This is a genomic window from Marisediminitalea aggregata (assembly GCF_900129565.1).
GTDB classification, from domain to species: domain Bacteria; phylum Pseudomonadota; class Gammaproteobacteria; order Enterobacterales; family Alteromonadaceae; genus Alteromonas; species Alteromonas aggregata.
In genome coordinates, this window is sequence record NZ_FQWD01000004.1 from 557136 (window position 1) to 578584 (window position 21449).

At 51.4% G+C, this 21449-nt stretch carries 14 protein-coding genes; 3 read left to right on the top strand and 11 right to left on the bottom strand.

Features of this window, described 5'->3' with window-relative positions; genetic code table 11:
• The 6 genes from BUB81_RS13995 to BUB81_RS14020 all read right to left on the bottom strand — a co-directional run bounded on the left by BUB81_RS13995 (position 1) and on the right by BUB81_RS14020 (position 7459).
• The gene (locus BUB81_RS13995; protein ID WP_073323771.1) at positions 1–1836 is read right to left on the bottom strand and encodes an amidohydrolase family protein; all 1836 of its coding nucleotides are present in this window, start codon (positions 1834–1836) and stop codon (positions 1–3) included.
• A gap of 14 nt (positions 1837–1850) precedes the next feature.
• Positions 1851–2639 (bottom strand): ABC transporter permease, encoded by a 789-nt coding sequence (locus BUB81_RS14000; protein WP_245819215.1) that lies wholly within the window; start codon positions 2637–2639, stop codon positions 1851–1853.
• Positions 2636–3565: an ABC transporter ATP-binding protein gene (locus tag BUB81_RS14005; protein WP_073323773.1), complete on the bottom strand. Its 930-nt coding sequence runs from the start codon at positions 3563–3565 to the stop codon at positions 2636–2638. Before BUB81_RS14005 ends, BUB81_RS14000 begins: the two co-directional genes overlap by 4 nt.
• Positions 3566–3672: 107 nt before the next feature.
• The gene (locus BUB81_RS14010; protein WP_073323775.1) at positions 3673–4563 is read right to left on the bottom strand and encodes a LysR family transcriptional regulator; all 891 of its coding nucleotides are present in this window, start codon (positions 4561–4563) and stop codon (positions 3673–3675) included.
• Between the two features lie 140 nt (positions 4564–4703).
• Positions 4704–6980: a xanthine dehydrogenase family protein molybdopterin-binding subunit gene (locus tag BUB81_RS14015; protein ID WP_073323777.1), complete on the bottom strand. Its 2277-nt coding sequence runs from the start codon at positions 6978–6980 to the stop codon at positions 4704–4706.
• 11 nt (positions 6981–6991) lie between these two features.
• The gene (locus tag BUB81_RS14020) at positions 6992–7459 is read right to left on the bottom strand and encodes a (2Fe-2S)-binding protein (protein WP_073323779.1); all 468 of its coding nucleotides are present in this window, start codon (positions 7457–7459) and stop codon (positions 6992–6994) included.
• A gap of 390 nt (positions 7460–7849) precedes the next feature.
• On the opposite strand from BUB81_RS14020, the gene BUB81_RS14025 reads away from it, so the two are divergent.
• Entirely contained in the window at positions 7850–9247 is a 1398-nt protein-coding gene (locus BUB81_RS14025) for an aldehyde dehydrogenase (protein ID WP_073323781.1), read from the top strand.
• Positions 9248–9333: 86 nt separating this feature from the next.
• Here BUB81_RS14025 and BUB81_RS14030 read toward each other — a convergent pair whose 3' ends face one another.
• Positions 9334–10683 (bottom strand): LysR substrate-binding domain-containing protein, encoded by a 1350-nt coding sequence (locus BUB81_RS14030; RefSeq protein ID WP_073323783.1) that lies wholly within the window; start codon positions 10681–10683, stop codon positions 9334–9336.
• Between the two features lie 336 nt (positions 10684–11019).
• Here BUB81_RS14030 and BUB81_RS14035 point away from each other — a divergent pair, with 336 nt between their 5' ends.
• Positions 11020–13566: a TonB-dependent receptor gene (locus tag BUB81_RS14035; protein WP_073323785.1), complete on the top strand. Its 2547-nt coding sequence runs from the start codon at positions 11020–11022 to the stop codon at positions 13564–13566.
• A gap of 87 nt (positions 13567–13653) precedes the next feature.
• Complete coding sequence (locus BUB81_RS14040; protein WP_073323787.1) at positions 13654–14742, top strand: hypothetical protein; 1089 nt, start codon at positions 13654–13656, stop codon at positions 14740–14742.
• Between the two features lie 43 nt (positions 14743–14785).
• Here the strand turns inward: BUB81_RS14040 and BUB81_RS14045 are convergent, their stop codons facing one another.
• The 4 genes from BUB81_RS14045 to BUB81_RS14060 form a co-directional block, all read right to left on the bottom strand.
• Complete coding sequence (locus BUB81_RS14045; protein ID WP_073323789.1) at positions 14786–15331, bottom strand: acyloxyacyl hydrolase; 546 nt, start codon at positions 15329–15331, stop codon at positions 14786–14788.
• Between the two features lie 82 nt (positions 15332–15413).
• Positions 15414–16805: an efflux transporter outer membrane subunit gene (locus BUB81_RS14050; protein ID WP_073323792.1), complete on the bottom strand. Its 1392-nt coding sequence runs from the start codon at positions 16803–16805 to the stop codon at positions 15414–15416.
• Positions 16798–19968, bottom strand: coding sequence for an efflux RND transporter permease subunit (locus tag BUB81_RS14055; RefSeq protein WP_073323794.1), 3171 nt, complete (start codon positions 19966–19968; stop codon positions 16798–16800). The genes BUB81_RS14050 and BUB81_RS14055 overlap by 8 nt, the downstream gene beginning before the upstream one ends.
• A gap of 5 nt (positions 19969–19973) precedes the next feature.
• Positions 19974–21209 carry an efflux RND transporter periplasmic adaptor subunit gene (locus tag BUB81_RS14060; RefSeq protein WP_073323796.1) on the bottom strand — a complete coding sequence of 412 codons (1236 nt, stop codon included), beginning with the start codon at positions 21207–21209 and terminating at the stop codon, positions 19974–19976.
• Positions 21210–21449: the final 240 nt, after the last annotated feature.

Consider the following 21449-nt stretch of genomic DNA (forward strand, 5'->3'; position numbering starts at 1 on the left):
TTACTCAAATTCGATATTGTCGAGTTCAAAGGCAAACTCAGGCGTTGAACCGCCGGCCACCCAGCCGATGCCTGCAACATTGCGCCAGTCAACGCCGCCGATATCGGCGAGTGCGATAGACACGCTTTGGCATTCACTGGTGACGTTAAAGCTCACTTCACTGGGACGCGCCGTTTGCGGGTTCATCACCATCAGACGAAACTGACCAGGTGTGCCTTTCACATCGAACACTATACGCTTGAAATTACTTAGATTGTAGCCGCTACTTACGGATTCCCCGAACATCAAAAATGTGCCAGCCCAAGGGTACGGAAATTGCCGGCCAATTCGGCCTTCCACCCGCAAAGCACCACTGCCGCCGCATCCTGCCTCCACATGAGTGATGGCAGCGGTTGAGTCTCCCTGCATAATGTTGTCAGTGGATACGACAAACTGATTGCCTAATTGCGGTAAAAGATCACTCTCAAACTGACTCACCAAACCCGATTCCGGGGTTTCACCAGTTTCAACTTCCGTTTCGAATATGGACGGCACCCTAAACCCGCTTTTCACAATGGCGCGAATGGATTGGGTATGTCGAATATCTTCACGTGGATCGCGTTCCAGCAGAATAAAATCGGCTCGGGCGCCCGGTTGCAGTGTACCCCGCTCACCTATAGCAAAACGAGAATAAGGTAAATACGTGGCCGCCTTTAAGGCGTCGGTGGGCGACAACCCGCTGTCGACCAATAGCGCCAGTTCATCGTGCAGGCTGATTCCATGCGCGGTTCCCTGATTCGGCGCATCCGTGCCAGCCATAATCTGAATACCGGCTTCATGCATGCGGCGCGTATTGCCCAGCGCAATAGCGAAGTAGTCATCTGATATCCGGCTCGACGCAATGTCATGGACAATGGCATATTCAACATCGGCGCTGATGTTTCCGCTGAATGCAGAATCACTCACCAATGCGCGTCCTCGCCCCTCGCCAGCAATGGAAGCTAGAATCGACAAGGTCGGTATCACGAACATATTTTGCGAGGTCATTTGTGCAATCAGTTCGTCGCTGGCACGCGTGCCGCCAAAGGTATGCACCAGTCCGTCGGCGCCGGCTTTAGCGGCATGCTCAGCCGATAGCAGATCCATCACGTGCACGACAGCCAGTACATTATGGGCGTGTGCCGATTTGACTACCGCATTTAACGTAGCGTAATCAATGGACGTAAAACGCCCTTTGTGACCAGCATCACTGGCTGACGCGTCATACACGATTTTGATATAGTCACTGCCCTCTGCCAGTCTGGCTGCAACGAAGGCATCTGCATCGTCAGCAGACGCAATAGTCGGGATCTCTATGCCATATTCTGTGCCGTGGCCGCCCGCACTGGTTACCAGCACACCCGATGAAAACAAATCCGCTTCCTGGCGGGGCGACAGCGCATTGCGCTCAGCGCTTTTAGGCGTAAAAAAACGCAGGTCAGTAAACATATCCAGTGTGGTGGTAACACCGTACTCAAGGGATTGTTTCAGGGCATTGCCCCAGCTATGAGTATGTGCATCGATTAATCCCGGGATGATATAAGCACCTTGTCCGTCAATTTGTTCGATATCAGACGTATTAGTTCTTTCGAATGGCTCTGCAATACGACCATCCTCAATGCTCAGGCTGGCATGTTCATGCCACTGCTGACCATCAAACACAGTGACGTTGACGATTTGGTAGCGCTCCGACGCTGGCCAGCTTGCCAGCCGGGCATCGTTGTCCGTTGGTACCGGAGACACTTCAGGGGTTGGTAACACGCTCAGAAAAATCCCTACCAGCGCGATACCTGCTATGACAATAAATGAAAATCGCATGTTGCTCTCCTTACTTAACCACGATTATCGACACGTTTAAACTGTCTTACTGACAACACCAAAAACACCAGGGTAAATGCCAACAACGCACCGGCATGCAGATACCATGGCGAACCTGCATGATTACCCTGAACTAACAACGCCAGTTGTGCAAGGTGGTAAGCAGGAAACGCATTTGCCAGCATTTCCATGGAATTAGGAAACAAGTGAATGGGAACCCACAACCCCGACAAAAAAGCCATGGGCAAATAGATAACATTCACCACAGCAGGCGCTGCTTTCGCCGATACTGACAACCCGATGAACAAGCCAATTGCACAAAAAGGTAATGTACCAGCAAGCACCACAACCAGTGTAAGTACCCACTGACTTCGTGTCATCACCACATCACCAAACACTGCGCCCAGTGCAAATAAACTCAGAATAATCAGCAAAGCGAACAACATGGCAGTAGCAATCCGGGCAGCAAAATAGCTGCTGACGGGCATCGGGCTGACTAATTTTAAACTCAGGATCCCTTTGTCTTTGTCGGTCGCCACATCAGCGCCAAAGGAAAACAACGCTGGTCCTATTGCACCGAATACAGCATAGGTCGCCATCATGTATTTGGCGGCATTGCCCGGGTTTCCGCCTATGGCATTAAACAACAGGCCGAAGAACACGTAAAACATCACCGGGAACGCCAGACTCGGGATCACAAAAGCGGGACTACGAAAGGTCTTCAGTAGCTCGGTTTGGGTCTCCAGCATCAGGATCTGCCAACGCTTCGACAACGATAAGGGAATAGGTTGAAATTGACTCATGCTGACATCTCCTTTGCAGGTACTGCGTATTCCTGAGTGGGTTGGGTTAGGTGTAAAAAGGCATCTTCCAGCGAAATGCCGACTACGGTGAGGTCCTGCAACACAATGCCGGCGTCGAATAACGTCTTCAGGTGTGCTTCGGGGGTTAGGGAATGCAGCTCGATATAGTCACCGCGGCATTGAGCTGCGCATCCGGGAATCGCTTGCTCAATGGCTTCAACGCTGCCGTTACTGCGAAAACGAATTCGCTTACCACCCAACTTCGCTTTAATCGCTTCCGGCACGCCTTCGGCTACTACTCGCCCCTTTGCCAATACAACAATGCGATCAGACAACGCATCGGCCTCTTCGAGATAATGAGTAGTCAGCAGCACCGACGTGCCATTGGCAGCCAGCGCGCGTATGCAGGACCAAAACTCGCGACGAGCCGTCGCATCAAGCCCCACCGTGGGTTCGTCCAGAATAACCAGTCGCGGGTTGCCAATAATCGCCATGGCGAACAACAAGCGTTGTTTTTGCCCACCCGATAAGGTTTGCACTTTGCGTTTTACCAGGTCGGTGAGTAGCGCCGTTTTCAGCACGTACGCCAAAGGCTGGCTGTGCGGATAATAACTGGCAAATAACCGCAGCTGTTCAATCACGGTCACGTTGTCCGGCAAGGCGGCGCTTTGCAGCATCACGCCCATTTGCTGTTTGGCAGCCCAATGTCCGGCCGGGTAACCAAGCACCGTAACTTCACCTTTATCGGGCGTTAGCTGACCGAGCAGCGTGCTTATGGTGGTCGTTTTACCCGCGCCGTTTTCGCCTAATAGCGCAACGACTTCGTTCGGCTGTATATACAGATCGATGGCGTCTAATGCCGTTTCTTTACCAAACTGTTTAGACAGCTGGCGAAGACTAACCAGTGGCTGTTGATGTGTTTGCATATTGATTCTCCCTACTATGAGAATCAGTATGCCGGGAGCGGATTGTGAGGATAACTAGCAAGTGTCACTACTTTGATATGACATTTGTCATGATATCGACGTAGCCATTAATCCTGATGGCGCATGGCTTCGACAAATAACGAAAAAGCCGGTGAGTACTGGCTGCGATTCGGATAATACAAATAGTATCCCGGAAATTCATCACACCAGGGTTCCAGTACGCGGACTAACCGGCCATCGGCAACAGCGTCTTTCACCATATCCTGAGGTAAATAAGCCAGCCCTACGCCTTTCAATGCGGCGTCCCGAATGAAGAATGACTTGTTGACGGTAAGCTGTCCCTCAACGCGCACGTTCACTTCGCGCCCGTCTTTTTCAAAGTCCCATACCAGTAAACGCCCATAGGTGGGTAACCGCAAATTAATGCAGCGGTGTTCCGACAGATCACGTGGACTTTCCGGGATCCCATATTTTTCAAAATACGCAGGGGAGCCAACCACAGCCATTCGCAGCGGCGGGGATATACTCACGGCAATCATGTCTTTTTCAAGGCTCTCACCGAGCCTGACGCCGGCATCAAATTTGTCGGCCACAATATCGGTAAGCGCATAGTCCACCGACATTTCGATGTGAATGTCCGGGTAATCCTGCATGAACGTCAGTATTTTTGGCCACAACACATTGCGGGCAGCGTGCTCTGCGGTAGAGATGCGGATAGTGCCAGACGGACTGTCCTTTAACGCGTTTAACGAATCGAGCTCGTTTTCAATATCCTGTAGCCGGGGCGCAACCGAACTGTAGAGCTTACGACCAACTTCGGTTAACGACACACTGCGCGTAGTACGGGTCAACAAGCGCAAACCGAGGCGTGACTCCATGCCCTTGATGGTATGACTCAGTGCCGACTGGGATACCGACAATCGGGCGGCCGCCCGGGTAAAGCTTTCTTCTTCTGCAACAGCGATAAAGGCAATTAAATCGTTTAAACGGGTTTTCATGGGTCATGATCTTATTATTTGACGACTACCTTATCAGAAACACCCCATACATGCTGCTATTCACGTAGAGGAAGAGAGACAGCGAGACGATGCGTTGGGTGCATTGAACAAGCTGCCTCTGGGCACAAACTTTCTTTACGCTAGCCTTTTGCGATTTGCGGGGCAAATGGCTGCTCATACAATCTCTTACCCGTACCCTGATAAAGCGCGTTAGCCAGCGCAGGAAAAATAGGCGGGAATGGCGGCTCGCCGAGGCCGGTTGGTTCGGTATCACTTTGAACAAAACTCACACTGATGTTTTTGGGGATCTCGTTCATGCGAATCATCCGGTATCTGTCGAAGTTCTGTTTGTCGGGTTTGCCATCGGTAAAGGTCATTTCGCCATACATGGCATTGCCAATACCATCAATGACAGCCCCTTCCACCATATTGACCGCCCCTTCGGTGTTCACAACAATGCCGCAATCAAGCACACTAAACACATTATCAATCTTCGGATTGCGTTGATCCTCGGCGTCCAGTGTGACTACATGCGCAGCATAGGAGTTATGACAATAATACGCGGCCACGCCTTTTTTGCTGGTCGCCGGCAAGTTGTCCCAACCCGACGTTTCACGCACTTGTTGCAGTACCCCTGCATAACGTGCTGCGTCGTAATCGTTATTGCTACCTACCGGGTTTTGTTGCGCCCGCTTCAACAACGATAAGCGTAAATCAATCGGGTCCTGACCCATTGCTTCTGCTACTTCGTCTAAAAACGCCTGTTCAGCCATCGCCATAAAATTGGAGCGCGGTGCACGGAAAGCCCCGACCGTAATGTTGGAGTCGATCTCGGCACCCTCTGCAAGGTAATTGTCTATTGCGCCAGCCGGAAAACGGTGCTCATGTACACAGTGCTCAGGCACGCCCACCCCGCTAACCTGATAAGCAGTGAGTTCGTTTTGCTCATTCAACGCGGCTCGCAATTTTACCGAGTAGGTCGGCCGGTATATCCCCATGGTCATGTCGTCTTCGCGGGTGTAAATAAGCTTTACCGGTTTGTTTACTTTTTTCGAAATCACCGCGGCTTCAACCAGATAATGAGAATACGCCCGGCGACCAAATCCACCACCCATTCGCTTCATGTCTATGTTAATGTTGTCCGGTGAGATGTTTAAACGCTCTGCCAGTGTCTGGCGAATAAAAATCGGCCCTTGCAACGGCCCGGAGACATTAACGACCTCACCGGTTGCATCGGCAAAAAAGTTCATCGGCTCCATGGTGTTATGCGCAAGATAGGGCGCGTAGTAAGTACTTTCGACAACGCGCGCTGCGTTAGCGAATGCGGCTTCCGGATCGCCATCGCGGCGCAATTCACGCAGTCCTTCACGTTTACCGCTTAATACATCGGCCATGGCTTGCTTGTGGTCTGAGGTATTTTCCAGTCCGCCTGGTACTTTTATCACTGCTGGCGAACCAAATCGGTCAATGGTTTCTTCATAGCCATCAAACGTTTTCCATTTTGCATTGAGGGCTTTTTTGGCCTTCATCACCTGCCAGGTGGAGTCGCCCACAATGGCCACCATGGTGGGAAACGCGGTCACATCAAAGTAATTCTTCGTGTAGTCGGGCTCGAGCGCATCAAAGACAAACGCATCGCGAATCCCCGGCATAGCTTTGATCGCATCTGTATCAGCACTGACCAGGGTTTGCCCGAAAGCTGGAGCATGTACGATCATGGCAATCAACATGCCATCAACTTGCGTATCCATACCAAACAAAGGTTTGCCGGTTACGATCTCCCGCCCTACCAGATTCTTTTTCGCAGACCCAATCAAACTAAAATCATCGACCGATTTTACCGCTACATTTTCAGGTACCGGCAAGGTAGCCGCCAATGATGCCAATTCTCCGTACGTCGCCTGTTTGCCCGATGCCGCATGCTTTACTATTCCCTGATGCGTCGTTAGCGATGCCATTGGCACATTCCAACTGCCTGCTGCAGCTTGCATTAACATATGCCGCGCTGCTGCGCCTGCCATACGCAACCCGCTCCATGCGCGCCGAATTGACTGGCTGCCACCCGAGAATTGCCGTTCATATAACGCCGGGTCATAGGGTGCCTGCTCCGCAACGACAGATTGCCAGTCCGCATCGAGTTCTTCTGCGAGGATCATTGGCATTGAGGTCATCAGATTTTGACCAAACTCCGGATTTGGCACCATTGCGGTAATGGTGCCACTGCTGGCGATGTGAATGTATGCATTCAGGCTAAACAGTTTGTCTGGGAGAGAATCTGCGTCACTGCGTGCAGCCAGCGCTGCGCCAAGCCAGGAAAAATTGATCATCAAGCCACCACCGGTTGCGGCAGTCGCTTGCAAGAAGCGTCGGCGACCCAGTGAAGTCGGCAACGTTTGCGTCGAATGTGGTGTTTTCATGATGTAGCTCCCTATACGTTTACCACGTCAATTGACGCAGACTTGATGGCAGCTTTAATTCGATAGTAGGTCGCGCAGCGGCAGATATTCCCGCTCATACTGGCCTCGATAGCCTTGTCATCAGGGTTAGGGTTTTGTGCAAGTAAGGCCGCGGCCGACATGATCTGACCGGACTGACAGTAACCGCATTGTGCAACGTCGTGCTCCAACCAGGCTTTTTGCACCGGGTGTTCACCGTTTTCCGATAATCCCTCAATGGTCGTAATTGCATTCTCTCCTACTGCCGAGACAGGCAGTTGACAGGATCGCATTGCACTGCCATTCACATGCACAGTACAAGCACCGCACATGGCTACGCCGCAACCGAACTTGGTGCCGACCAGTCCCAATTCATCGCGCAACACCCACAATAACGGGGTGTCAGCATCGACATCCACCTGATGGGAAATTTGATTCACAGATAACGTATATCGTGGCATGTGTGCACTCCTGGCAGCTTCAATAAAAATGGCTAACTACCACTATAGCAACCCCTTGAATAAGCACTATTGAATTATTCCGCAAAGAATCATGAGTAATATTCATTAATCATTGCACTAAATGTAAATCAAAAGTAATGAGCTGGTTACTATTTGTAATTGGAAAGGAGCGACAAAGTCACTTAAGGTCGTGATCCGAGTGCCAGCTCAATGCTCATGAAGAAGTAAAAGATGGCGCTCTTTTTCAGGGGGTGCTGACCTGACAGACGGTCCGGTCGGCACGCTGCCTAACCCTGCTTGCATTATTCAATTGTGCTGGAAACCTCGGCGCGGAGTATTGCAATGATGGGTAACGACTGTCGCCGCATAGGACGACATACAGGGGAAAAGATGAAGTTTGAAAGAATAAATCCGCTCACGGGTGAATGTGCCAGTACGTCAATTGCCATGCAACCCGGCGATATGGCAACGATTGCCAATACTGCGCAATCCGGGTTTGAAGCCTGGTCTCAAACCGGTCCGAATACACGCAGGGCTGTACTGTCAAAAGCTGCGGCAGCACTCGAAGCGAAAAAAGACGCGTTTGTTGATGCGATGATGAACGAAGTCGGCGCCACGGCTGGTTGGGCAATGTTTAATTTAACGCTGGCTGCGTCTATGCTCAGAGAAGCCGCCGCCCTTACCACTCAAATTGGCGGCGAGACTATCCCTTCTGACAAACCCGGCTGTCTTGCTATGGCAGTAAGGGAACCCGTAAGTGTGATATTGGGCATTGCGCCCTGGAATGCACCTATTATTCTGGGTGTCAGGGCCATATCCACAGCGCTGGCATGTGGCAACGCGGTCATTTTAAAAGCGTCTGAATTATGTCCTCGCACACATAGCCTCATTATCGAAGCTTGTGCTGAAGCTGGCTTCCCCGATGGCACTGTTAATATTGTTACCAACGCTAGCGCAGACGCAGCCGATGTAGTGGGTGCACTTATTGATCACCCCGCAGTAAAACGCATCAATTTTACCGGTTCAACCGCAGTCGGTCGCATTATTGCCAAACGGGCTGCCGAGCACTTAAAACCCGTCTTGCTGGAGCTTGGGGGTAAAGCCCCACTACTGGTGCTCGACGACGCAGACCTCGACGAAGCAGTAAAAGCTGCTGCGTTTGGCGCATTTATGAATCAGGGCCAAATTTGTATGTCTACAGAACGGTTGATCGTTAACGAAACCGTTGCCGACGCTTTTGTGGAAAAACTTCAGGCCAAGGTCAACACTATGCCCACCGGCGATCCCCGGGAAGGAAAAGCGCCCTTGGGCGCCGTGGTAGACGAGCGCACCGTGTCCAAGGTGAACAGCCTCATCGACGATGCAGTGAGCAAAGGCGCACGTCTGGTATCTGGTGGTAAAAGTGACAGCGTATTAATGCAAGCCACCGTGCTCGACAGAGTAACACCGGCAATGAAAATATACCGGGAGGAAAGCTTTGGGCCCATTGTTGCTGTGATACGCGCGCAAGACACTGAAGACGCTGTACGCATAGCAAACGACAGTGAATATGGCCTGAGCGCTGCCATTTTTACCCGCGACAGTGCCAAGGGACTTACCCTGGCTAAGCGAATCAAGTCGGGGATTTGCCACATTAATGGCCCGACTGTGCACGACGAGGCACAAATGCCATTTGGCGGCGTAGGCGCATCAGGTTACGGACGATTTGGTGGCAAAGCAGGTATTGATCAGTTCACGGAGTTACGTTGGATTACGCTGGAAACCCAGCCAGGTCATTACCCTATTTAGCCGCTGTGCCCCGCCACGGCCACCGGGATTACCCGGTGGTCTGTGTGCGTTAATACTGCCTAAAAACACACCGTCCGTAATTCAACTCAAGCCGATGCCAGAATTGGCAAGATAGCCCGAACCTGTCCGCGCATCGCTTGCTTGGCAACGGCAATATCCTGTACACACTTCGCCACGGCCCTGAGCTGGTCCAGAAATAACCTTGCAGCAGGCGACGGTTGTGATGCTTTGCGCATAGTGACCCCAATGGGCCGGTAAGTCTCGGGCAGCTCCACCGGCAACACGTCAAGCAGACCACACTGCTTTTCATAATAGATCTGATGCTCAGACAACAATGCGACTCTGTCGCTGTCGATCAGAAGACCGCGGACCATCGACAATGAGCTGGTGTGAATAGCTTGTTTCGGCATACTCAAACGATATCGCTGCAACAGCTCATTAAACAGATGCCAGGCTGGAGAACACCGCGCAGGCAACACCCAGGCTAACTCGGGTAGCTGCTGCAATGTAATCTGTCGCTGTGTCATGAGCGGATGATCTCGTCTGGCAATAACAGATAACTTGTCTTCGAATAGGATCTCAGTGGTGATGTCGGCCTCTTCATCATGCTCGCGCACAGCACCCACAATGAGATCGATGTCACCACTTCGCAGCGCCGCTTCCATGGTTTCGTAAGAGCCTTCCTGGGTTGTCACATGTAACTCGGGATGGTCACGTAGCACCTGATTAATGGCCTTGGGCGTAATATAGGTGCGGGTATAAGGTAAGGTACCTATACTCACTGTGCCTTGCGTGACGCCATTGATACTTTCAATATCTTCCAGACAACGGCGTATCTCGGCGAACGCCATTTTTACATGCATAGCCAGAATTTTGCCAAACGCCGTGGGCGACACTCCATCCGGTTCAGACTCAAACAAACGCAGTTTAAGCCACTCTTCCATTTGCCTGACCGAGCTGTAAACCGACGCTTTTGAATTACCCAACATATCGGCCGCGCATTGGATCCGCTTGGTTTCGAACAAGGCAATAAACGCCGCCAGACGTTTGTAACTGACGTCCATAGAAAATATAGGAATGCGCTGATACGGGCGCGCATCGCGTACAAAACTACTGTACACCTCGCCCGCTTTTTGTAGCTCATCCAGGGCCAACTGTGCCCGTTTTGCCACGGCTTTGCCGTATACCGTGGGTTTCATCCCGGTTGGTGTACGTTCAAATAAACGGCAATTCAAACTCGCTTCCAAATCATTAATCGATTTGGTTACTGCCGTTTGCGAGCGATTTAACGCCTTTGCCGCCTTAGTAACATTTTTGGTGCGGTTTACCACAATTACTGCTTTCAATTGTCGCAAACTTAGCGCTGGTACATCATTTCTCACAATGTAAGTCATGTTAACCTCACCAATCAGCATGAAGAAACACATACCAGCCATGAAAAACGGTAACCGTTAATTCAGACGCCTTCCCCTAACGCCGGCCAGCTTTGTATTAATGCTGAATGAATGGAAATTAGTGACCCATGAAAAACACTATCGCCGTTCACCATAACACTATTTTTACAAAGGAGCGCCGTCATTTCGGCTTTCCGTTGTGATAGTTCATGATGAACGCCCAGTAAATCTAACATGTCCCGGCATAGACAACCATTCATGTAAATTAAAAGTGATAGCTTTGTTACTTTTTCTGATTGGTGACAACAATCCAACCTCTTTAAGGTGATTTTTAGCCTTTACACAAACACCATAAAAACAATCTTAAAGAGAGTAACGATGAACACACACCTTGAATCAGGAAAACACGACAAGTCGTTGCGGGTGCGTCCGCTGTGCGCGGCCATTGCACTGATCTTGTCCAGCCAGGCCAGTTTGGCGCAAACAGAACAAAGCGACAGCGATGAACCCGCACTGGAGAACATTATCGTCACCGCACAAAAACGTTCTGAGTCTATTCAGGAAATCCCCATTGCCATGCAGGCTTTATATGGCGACCAACTGAAAAAGATGGGCATTCAGAAAGCCTCGGACATCACCCGTATCTCGCCCAACGTGAATATTTCAGGGCAGAATGCCGCTAACCAACAAATCAATATTCGCGGTGTTGGCACCAGTGACTTCTTTGGCACAGCCACCGGCGCGGTGGGGATATACATGGATGAGGTCACCATGAGTGCCCCGTATTTGTCGGGGGTCGGCCTGTTTGATATGGAGCGCATCGAAATATTGCGTGGCCCGCAAAACTCCCTGTTTGGCCGCAACACCACAGGTGGCGCGGTGAACTACATTTCCAATCAGCCTAAGCTGGATGGCGATGCGGAAGGCTATATTTCGGTCAATGTGGGCAACTATGGCCTAATCGATCTCGAAGCAGCAGGCACCCTGTCGCTGTCAGATAACGCCGCCTTGCGGCTGGCCGCAAAGTCCTATCAGCGAGACGGTATATGGAATGACCTGTCCAGTGGTGACGATGAATTTGGCGACAAGGAAAGCCAGTCGTTCAGGGCTACGCTACTCGTTGAGCCCTCGAAAAACACCCAAATCACCGCGAACCTTCATGTCGCGAATGAAGACAGTCAGATGGATCCGGTTCGCGCCGTCGGCACCCGTATCGAGAATGGCGTGCCAGAGCGCGGGCCACTGCCCACAACCCGTTTTGCCGCGGGCGAGCAAATCAATTTCGAACGCTACTATCCCAACACCTTCAACAATCAGGGCGACAATCCGTCTACTGACGACTGGCACGATGTGTACGTCAACCATTCGCAGCCGTTTGAAATGGATAATGTCGGTGGCTACCTGAAAATTGTCCACGACATGGACTGGGCCTCTTTTTCTTCCATTACCTCCTACGACAGTACGGATGTACGCTGGGGCTATGATGTTGGCGGTAACGCTAACCCGGGTAATGTCTCTAACCTCAGCGTGTTTATTCACGAACAGTTAGGCGGCCCCGCTCCGGCACCCCAGGCTATTCAGGCAATTAACCAGGACCAGGAATACGAGCAATGGAGCCAGGAGTTCAGACTAATTTCTGACGATGATGCGCCCTTTAAATGGATAGCCGGGCTGTATTTCTTCGGCGAGGATGCCTCTCTGAGTCAAAACATTAACTTTGGCATCTCTGCCCTGCCCTATGGCGGACCACCAGCAGGGGGCGGTTTGGTTATCCTGGCATTTGGCGGCAATCCTGCCAGTAATCAAACGTCATTCTCGGTTGCGGAAGTCGAGAACTTCGTTTGGTCGCCTTATGTGCATACCGAATTTGAGCTGACCGACAAACTCGATCTGACGTTCGGCTTGCGCTACACCCATGATGAAAAACGCTTGCCCAGCCTGATTGTGGGAAACCTCGACAATACATTGCGTCCGCATGGCTTTTTCTGGGATAAAGAAAACTCCCTTGCCGTTTCTGCTGAATACCCGCTGTGTGATTTGGATGGCGATGGCAACCTGTTCAGCGGCGGCACCCCGGACAACCGGGGAACGTTGTGCCGCCAGGACATCGGTGGTCCACAGGAAGATCTCACCTTCAGTGAGCTGGGCGGGAAAATTGGACTGGACTACCAGTTCAATCGGGATTTATTTGCCTATGCCAGTTTGTCCCGGGGCTTCCGTTCGGGCAAAAGTGATGTCGAATTCATCCACGGTCCTCATACCGGTATTCCTCGCCAGAACGTGGATGTGGAAATTCTTGATGCAATGGAAGTGGGTTTCAAGTCAACCCTATTGGAAGGCACGCTGCAACTAAACGGTGCGTTGTTCTATTACATCTGGGAAGACCAGCAACAATTCTTCGTCGGCCCCAACGGCCCGGATTTTGTGAACATCGACGAGTCTGAACTAAAAGGTCTGGAGCTGGAGTTTCGCTGGGCGTTACCGGCAGAATTCCGCCTGCAGGGTGGCATAGGACTACAGGATACAGAAATCACGAAATCCTCTGACGAAGCCGCCGCACAAGTGGGTCACGAATTGCCCTTCGCTGCCGACGCCTCGGCGAACCTGATGCTCACCAAGTCACTGGTGCTGGACAACAGTGTCATCGACTTCCAGATAGACTACCAGTATCGCAGTTCGCCGAAAGCATACGCCACAGAGCGCGCACTTATCGATGAACTTGAGGAAACCAATCAGATCAACGCCCGCGCGGTATGGACCTTCGGCGACTTTGAAGAATATGAAGTCACCGTTTACGGCAACAATATTACCGGTGATAAACGCTGTACTTATAAGTGGGAATTAACCGCCGTCGGCGGCTCTGCCTACTGTATTGCCAACGAAGGTACACCCATGTACGGCGTTATTGGTAAGTGGCGATTCTGATCCTGCTTTTCTCATACTGAACCACAGGTCAGGTAGCTCAGTTTGCCTGACCTGAATTTTTTCGCGCTTTACTTTCTGGAGGTCGTTATGGGAAGCGCAACACACAATGCCGGGTCACAACGCGACATCGTCGTTGTCGGTTTAACAGGGATTGCATGGGTGCTATTGGTGACCGCGTTGGTTATTTTTGCATTCAACCAATGGTGGGGACATGACCATTTTGTGCACTGGGTAAGTTATGCCTTTATGTGTGCAACACCGTTTCAGATCATGCAGGCAGTTGTTTGGCACAACAGCATTCCGGCTCGTCTTTCGGGCTTGTCTCAACCCTTAAAAGGACTCGCCATCGTCGGTTGTTTTATACTGGCGAGTATCATTGTTATGCCACTGCTATATTTTACTGTAGGTCAGGGCGCACTTACGCCTATATTACTGCATTTTGTTATTCAGTCTGTGGTGGTTACCCTATTTGTTATTCTGGCTTTGGGTTGCTGGCCAGTATCCCGCTTTTGTCGTACACCTGGCATTTGCGGCCTGGCTACCTTGGCTTTTTGTTACCTGCTTAATCTGGTGATATTTTGCATTTTTTACGACTATGCGATGTTCGAAGGCTTGCCCTTCTATGCTCACGTATTTGCGCCATCAGGGCTTTTCAATGGCATAACTGCCCTGACATTTGCAGTTACCTGTGCTGCCATGCTGATGCTCGCGACAATGCTGGATTTCTGGCCCATGTCTAAATGGGTCGACAACGCCAAACAGCCTTTGATGGGGATTGTGACGATACTGGCTATTCTTGCCGTTGCCCTGATGGTTTATGGTACCTTTGTTCACTGGCTGGGCATGGACCCTATGGCATTTATGGTGAAAGGCCCTGTGTGTATTATCTTTGGTACCTTTCTGGTGCAAAACATGATGCAATTTCAGTTGCTGGCCAGCGTGCCGCAGCCCCAAAAAGGCTTGTTGAAAATTCTGCTCTGTGGATTATGCGCGGCACTGATGTACCAGCTGTATTTATGGGCTTTGCCTGTGATGGCAGGTACGGCTTTGCCTGCCGGCCCCTCAGCCGGGTATGGGCAGGAAATCTGGATAGCCAGTGCAATGCTGGGGGTCACCTTTCCGATCATCAATTTTGTCTCTGGCGGGTTCGAATTCTGGCCTGTAAAACGCAATTAATAATCGCCCTGACGCCTACCGAATGCCGCCCACCGGGCGGCATTTACAGCGGATAAATCAGCGATACGTTAATGAAATCCAGCCCCGGATTAGACTCAGTAATGCCGCCGTTGGAATAATGCATATAGCGCAGCGACACTGCCAGTCCTTCAGTTAACTGCATACGTAACCCCAGACGATCTTCAAACTGAAACTTAGAGCCCATGTCTTTTTGGCCGAAATGGCGGTTTTCCAATAGTCCCACGCCAATGCCAAATTCGATTTCAGTGGGTATTGAAAACAGCCTTCCCAAGGGCTTTCTTAGCACTGGTGTAATAGCAAATACCGCATTACCATTGAGATCTGGCGCTGCACCTGACGCTTCCAGTTGAGTCAGGCTAAACTCCGTTGTTACCACAACTTTACCAAGCAGCGGTAGGTGGTAATCCCCGGGAGACCAGGGCGCAACGCCTATTCTTGCGCCGGCTATCTCGCCCTCGCCTTTCAGCACATCTACCGACATTTGGTTAAAGGCATTCACCGGTGCATGGTAAAGCGCTATCAATAAACTTAACGTGACCAACAAAAACTTGTGTCGTGTTAACCACACGTTCGACTTACCTCTCTTTTCTTCGTGATTAATAAAAGTGTGGCCTCAGGCACCGCGACCCGAAGCCATGGTCTGTGAGAAACTAACCAGGCTGTTGCCATTGCAACGCGCCGCTAAAGCTGCGGTACACCTCAACCAGGCGAAGGAAGTGTGCCTGTTCGATTTGTGCCAGTTGATCGCGGCTGGCGATAAGCTCGCGTTCGGTGTCTAGCAATTGCAGAAACTCCAGACTTCCCTCTTCGTAGCGGATCCTGGCGATATTCGCAGATTGCTGACTAGCCTTAAATTGCTGCTTAGCACTTGCTAACTGTTCGCGACTGAACTGGTAGTTCTGTAACGACAAATCCATGTCATTTACCGCTTCAATCACGCTTTGCTCAAAGCGCGCCAGCTGGGCGTCGGCTTCAGCATTTGACGCACGTACCTGCGCTTTCACTGCTGACCAGTTTAGTCCCGACCATTGCAACGTGGGCGCAATGCTCCAGCTTTGCGAGGCACTGTTTAATGCCAGACCTGGCGATGATAAAAAGCCCAGAAACCCGCTGACCGAGAGTGACGGATAAAGCGATGCGGTCGCCACACCAATATCGGCTACGGAAGCTGCAAGGGCACGCTCTGCACTGGCTATATCCGGGCGGTATTGCAGGTAGTTTTCGCCTTGCGCTACAGGCAATGGCGATCGCAATGTTGGTAAACTGGCGGCGCCGCCAAGTTCAAGCTCGTCAGCCTGACGCGCAACCAATGCAGCCAATGTGCGTTTAGCAGTTGCCTGCGCGATGCGCATGGACGGGATATCCGTTTCAACCCGGTGAATTTGTGTATCGATTTGCGCCAGCTCGAATGTGGTTGCGGTACCCGCATCAACCTGTGCCTGAACTACGTCCCGGCTTTGCTGTAAAAAAGCCAGGTTCATCTGCGCACACACTAAGCGAATTTGCGCACCGCGATATTGCCCATAGCTGTTAACGACCTGACTGATCACCTGCAGTTGGGCATCGCGCCACAGCAAGTCAGCCTGTTCGGCTCTGGCTAAAGCGGCCTGCTCGGCGCGTACCAGCTTGCCAGCCAAATCAGCATCCCAGTTCAATGACAGTCCGGTATTGAAGCCGCGCAGCTGTACGCCATCGTCGGCGTCGAGCAACGACGTATTTTCAACCGCCTGATAGCCTGCGGATACACTGCCCTGAGGCCAACGCTGGGCACCAGATTCACTGAACACCGCTTGCGCACGGCGCACGTTGGCGAGCGCTTCGTGCAATGACCTGTTTTCCGTCAGCGCCAGCTCTATCAAAGACGACAAGGTCTCGTCCTCAAATGCCTGCCACCAGCTTTTCACGGCATCGGCAGTTTGGTAGGACGTTTCCAGTTCAATAGTCGATACTTTATCGGGAGCCTGGTAATCAGGCCCCACTGCACAGGCAGAGACTATGCCGGTTAGCATTAAAGCCACTGCAACACGAGTAAATTTATGCATGCGTCTCTCCTTCTGGTGATTGTGCTTTCGAAGCGGTTTCTGGCTGGCGCTTTGCCAGCAGGAAATAAAACAGCGGCGTTAATAGCAAGCCGAAAATGGTCACACCAATCATGCCGGAGAATACCGCCACCCCCATTGCCTGGCGCATTTCCGCGCCCGCACCGGTAGAAAACACCAGTGGCGCCACCCCCATAATGAAGGCGATAGACGTCATCAGAATCGGGCGTAACCGCAATCGGCCGGCTTCCAGAATAGCGTCCATAATCGACAGCCCCTGGTCTTGCAACTCTTTAGCAAACTCGACTATCAAAATGGCGTTCTTGGTAGCCAGCCCCACCAGCACAATAAAGCCAATCTGGGTAAGAATGTTGTTGTCACCGCCGTATAGCAGTACACCGCTTAATGCCGACAGCAAGGTCATCGGAATGATCAACACAATGGCCAGTGGCAGACGCACGCTCTCGTATTGCGCCGCCAACACCATAAACACCAACACAATTACCAGCGGGAAGACCAACATATTGGCGTTGCCCGTCAGGATTTGCTGATACGTCAGCTCTGTCCATTCGTAGGTCATGCCGTTGGGTAGGGTTTCAGCCAGGATCTTTTCAATCGCGGCCTGAGCTTCACCCGAGCTATAACCCGGCGCAGGACCACCATTAACTTCCGCAGTGGGAAAACCGTTGTAGTGCATGACTCTGTCGGGTCCGGCGACGTCACGAACCTGAATAAAGGAGTCCAAAGCAACCATTTGACCCGCCTGATTACGCACTTTTAGCTGACCCACTTGTTCGGCGGTCACGCGATACGGCGCATCCGCCTGCATATTTACTTGAAAGGTACGGCCAAACAGGTTGAAGTCGTTTACGTACGTCGCACTCATGTAGCCTTGCAGGGTTTGGAACAACAGATTGAGATCGATACCCTGCTGTTTAGCTTTCTCGCGATCAATGTCAATGTCCAGCTGCGGTACATTCACCTGATAGCTTGAAAACACGCCGGCCAGTACCGGATCCTGCCAGGCTTTCTGCATCACCTGCATAGTGGCGTCATTGAGGGCTTCAAAGCCGTATCCTGCGCGGTCCTGAATTTGCAGACGGAAGCCACCAATAGTGCCCAGCCCCATCACTGGCGGGGGTGGGAAGATGGCCACAAACGCTTCCTGAATAGAGGCATACTTGGCATTAAGTGCACCGGCTATGGCATTCGCCGACAAAGACGGATCCGTGCGTTCTGCAAAGTCATCCAGCGTCACAAACACAATGCCGCTATTGGTGGCGTTGGTGAATCCATTTACACTCAGGCCCGGAAACGCAATGGTATTGGCAACACCAGGGTGTTCAAGGGCAATCTCCGACATACGCGAAATCACACTGTCGGTTCTATCCAAAGACGCAGCATTAGGCAGTTGAGCAAACGCAATAAGGTACTGCTTGTCCTGCGCCGGAATGTAGCCGGTCGGCGTGGTCGTAAACTGCAAGCCCGTTACGCCCACCAATACCACATACAAAGGCACCACCACGACACCAAAGCGAATAATCTTTTTCACTAGCAGGCCATAGCCTTTGGAAAGTCTGGCGAAGAAGCGATTGAAAGGCGCAAACAACCAGCCACCGAACAGCTTGTCCATCAACCGGGTAAGGCCGTCTTTGGGCGCGTCATGGCCTTTCAGTAACAAGGCTGACAGAGCTGGGCTCAACGTTAACGAGTTAATCGCCGAAATAAACGTAGAAATGGTAATGGTTAATGCAAACTGCTTGTAAAACTGCCCGGTTAAGCCCGTCATAAAGGCGGTAGGAATAAATACCGACGCCAGTACCAGCGTGGTTGCCACAATCGGGCCGGTCACTTCTTTCATCGCTTTAGTCGTGGCTGCAACGGGCGACAAGCCTTCGCTGATATTACGCTCGACGTTTTCCACCACCACAATGGCGTCGTCCACCACGATCCCAATGGCCAACACCAGGCCGAACAGCGACAGGGCGTTTAACGAAAAACCCATGACCTGCATAAAAGCAAAGGTACCAATTAAGGAAACAGGTACCGCCACCAGCGGAATAATAGACGCTCGCCAGGTTTGCAGGAACAGCACTACAACCACCACAACCAACAAAACGGCTTCAAGTAAGGTTTTAACTACTGCTTCAATCGAGCCACGCACGAACACAGTCGGGTCGTAAGCCAGTTCATAAGCCACGCCTTCCGGGAAGTTCTCAGCCAGCATCGCCATAGTCGCGCGTACATCTTCTGAGATCTGAATGGCGTTTGAGCCAGCCGATTGGAATACGCCCATACCTACAGCGGGGTTGTTATCGATGGTCGAACGAAGAGCATAAGAGTCAGCGCCTAATTCGATGCGAGCAACGTCTTTCAGGCGACTAATTGCACCGTTGTCACCGACTTTAATGATGATATTTTCGAACTCTTCAACGTTGCTCAATCGACCTTTTACATTCATCAGAATATTAAAGTCAGCCCGCTTTACCGGTTGTGCACCCAGACTACCTGCGACAACCTGCTGGTTCTGTTCCTGAATGGCACTGGCAATGTCTGATGGAGTGAGATTCAGTGCGGCCACTTTATTGGGGTCCAGCCACACACGCATGCTGAATTCACCTGCACCGAACTGACGAACCTGGCCAACGCCGTTTATTTTGGCGAGCTCGTCTTTGACGTTGAGCGTGGCATAGTTGGCCAGATACAACATGTCATAGAGTTCGTTAGGCGAGTAAAGGTGCACCACCAGCGTAAGATTAGGCGAGGATTTTTCGGTTACTACGCCCAGTCGCTGCACTTCTTGTGGCAGACGCGGCACCGCGCGGTCAACCCGGCTTTGTACCTGTGATTGTGCCAAATCGACATCAGTGCCGATGGCAAAGGTAATCGTTAAAGTCATCAGGCCATCGGCGTTGGCTTGTGAAGACATATACAGCATGTTTTCAACGCCGTTGATTTCCTGCTCCAGCGGAGACGCCACAGTTTCAGCGATAACCTGAGGGTTGGCGCCAGGGTAACTGGCGGTCACTACGACAGTGGGCGGCACGACTTCCGGGTATTCCGTGATTGGCAGCTGCCACACCGCAATACTGCCGGTAATAATAAACAGCAGCGATAAGACCGATGCGAACACCGGTCGATGTATAAAAAATCGGGAAAACATAATGACTCCTATTGCGTTGCCGTTACGTCAAACGAGGCAGACAAGGCAATTTGTGTGGGATCCAGCATGGCTTGCGAGGCTGCAATAGCCGTTAGTGTGGCCTCGTCGGCCATAGGGGTGAGGTCTGGATTGATAGTCATTCCGGGCATGACACGCTGCAGTCCATTTACCACAATGGTGTCACCGGGTTGAAGACCAGAGGTTACCAGGCGCAGATCCCCCACAGATTCACCCAGCGTAATTGGGCGATATTCAATGGCGTTGTTTTGCGCCACGACCAACACAAACTTGTTGTTTAAGTCGGTACCTACGGCTTTTTCATCAATTAAAATGCCGTCGTGCGGCTGACTGCCTGCCAGGCGAATACGCGCATACAGGCCAGGCACTAATACACCATCGTCATTACTAAAACGTGCTCTTACCGTAATGCCGCCGGTTTGCTGGTCGACCTGGTTGTCTACAAAATCGATGTAGCCGCGATACTGAAATGCGTTATCACCAGACAACGCCAGCGCAACCGGTTGATTCGCGCCGTTGTTATCAGACCCATTCTGGATTACCGCACTGCGAACGTAGCGCAGGTAAGTTTGCTCATCGACGCTGAAATAAGCATACATCTCTTCAACTGACACAATACTGGTAAGGGCGCTCTGCCCGGCAGTAACATAGTTACCCTGTGTAATGTGAGCGCGTGAAACCCGCCCTGATACCGGCGCTGTTACCTTGGTATAAGACAAATCTAATTCAGCGCGTTCCACTGCTGCACTCAGCGCAGACACATTGGCTTTTGCCTGTTGTAATGCCGCAAAGCGACCATCGAGGGCTTCCTGAGAAATGGCTTGTTGTTTACTCAGGCGCTGACCGCGCTCATAGTCATTTTTAGCAAGCGTTAATTGGCTGGCTGCACTGTCCAGTTCTGCTTGCAATCTGGCAACTTCAACTTCAAAGGGCGCAGGGTCGATCTCAAGCAGCACATCACCTGCTTTAACTAAAGCGCCTTCTTTAAAGTGAATGCGGTTTACGTAACCGGATACGCGTGGCATTAACGTCACAGACTCAGGGGCGCTGAGCCGGCCACTAAATTCATCCCAGTCACTAACCTGCATATTAACTACTTCAGCCACGCTGACTGTTGGCGTCGTCATTTGCTGAGCAGGTTGTTGTGCTTCGCTACCACAGCCAGCGAGTACAACGGTGGCAATAGCGCTTAATAAAAATAGCCGGGCGGTGTGTCGTGTTGACATGTCTCACTCCTGTTTGGGACGATTTCAAAATTAAGGTGAGCAAAGGTGGAGTGCTCAATCAGAAGTGAAAAGTGTAATGTCAGGAAGAGGGAACGATAATATCCGAAACTCGGCAATCATTGCATATTTCTACAATCACTGGAGGATCATGCAATCTACGCGCAGTATCAGGCAAGGCTGGGCATTTTGTAATAAAATATAACCAAAAACCGCCTGCAAACCCTATTGTAAAGGCACCAT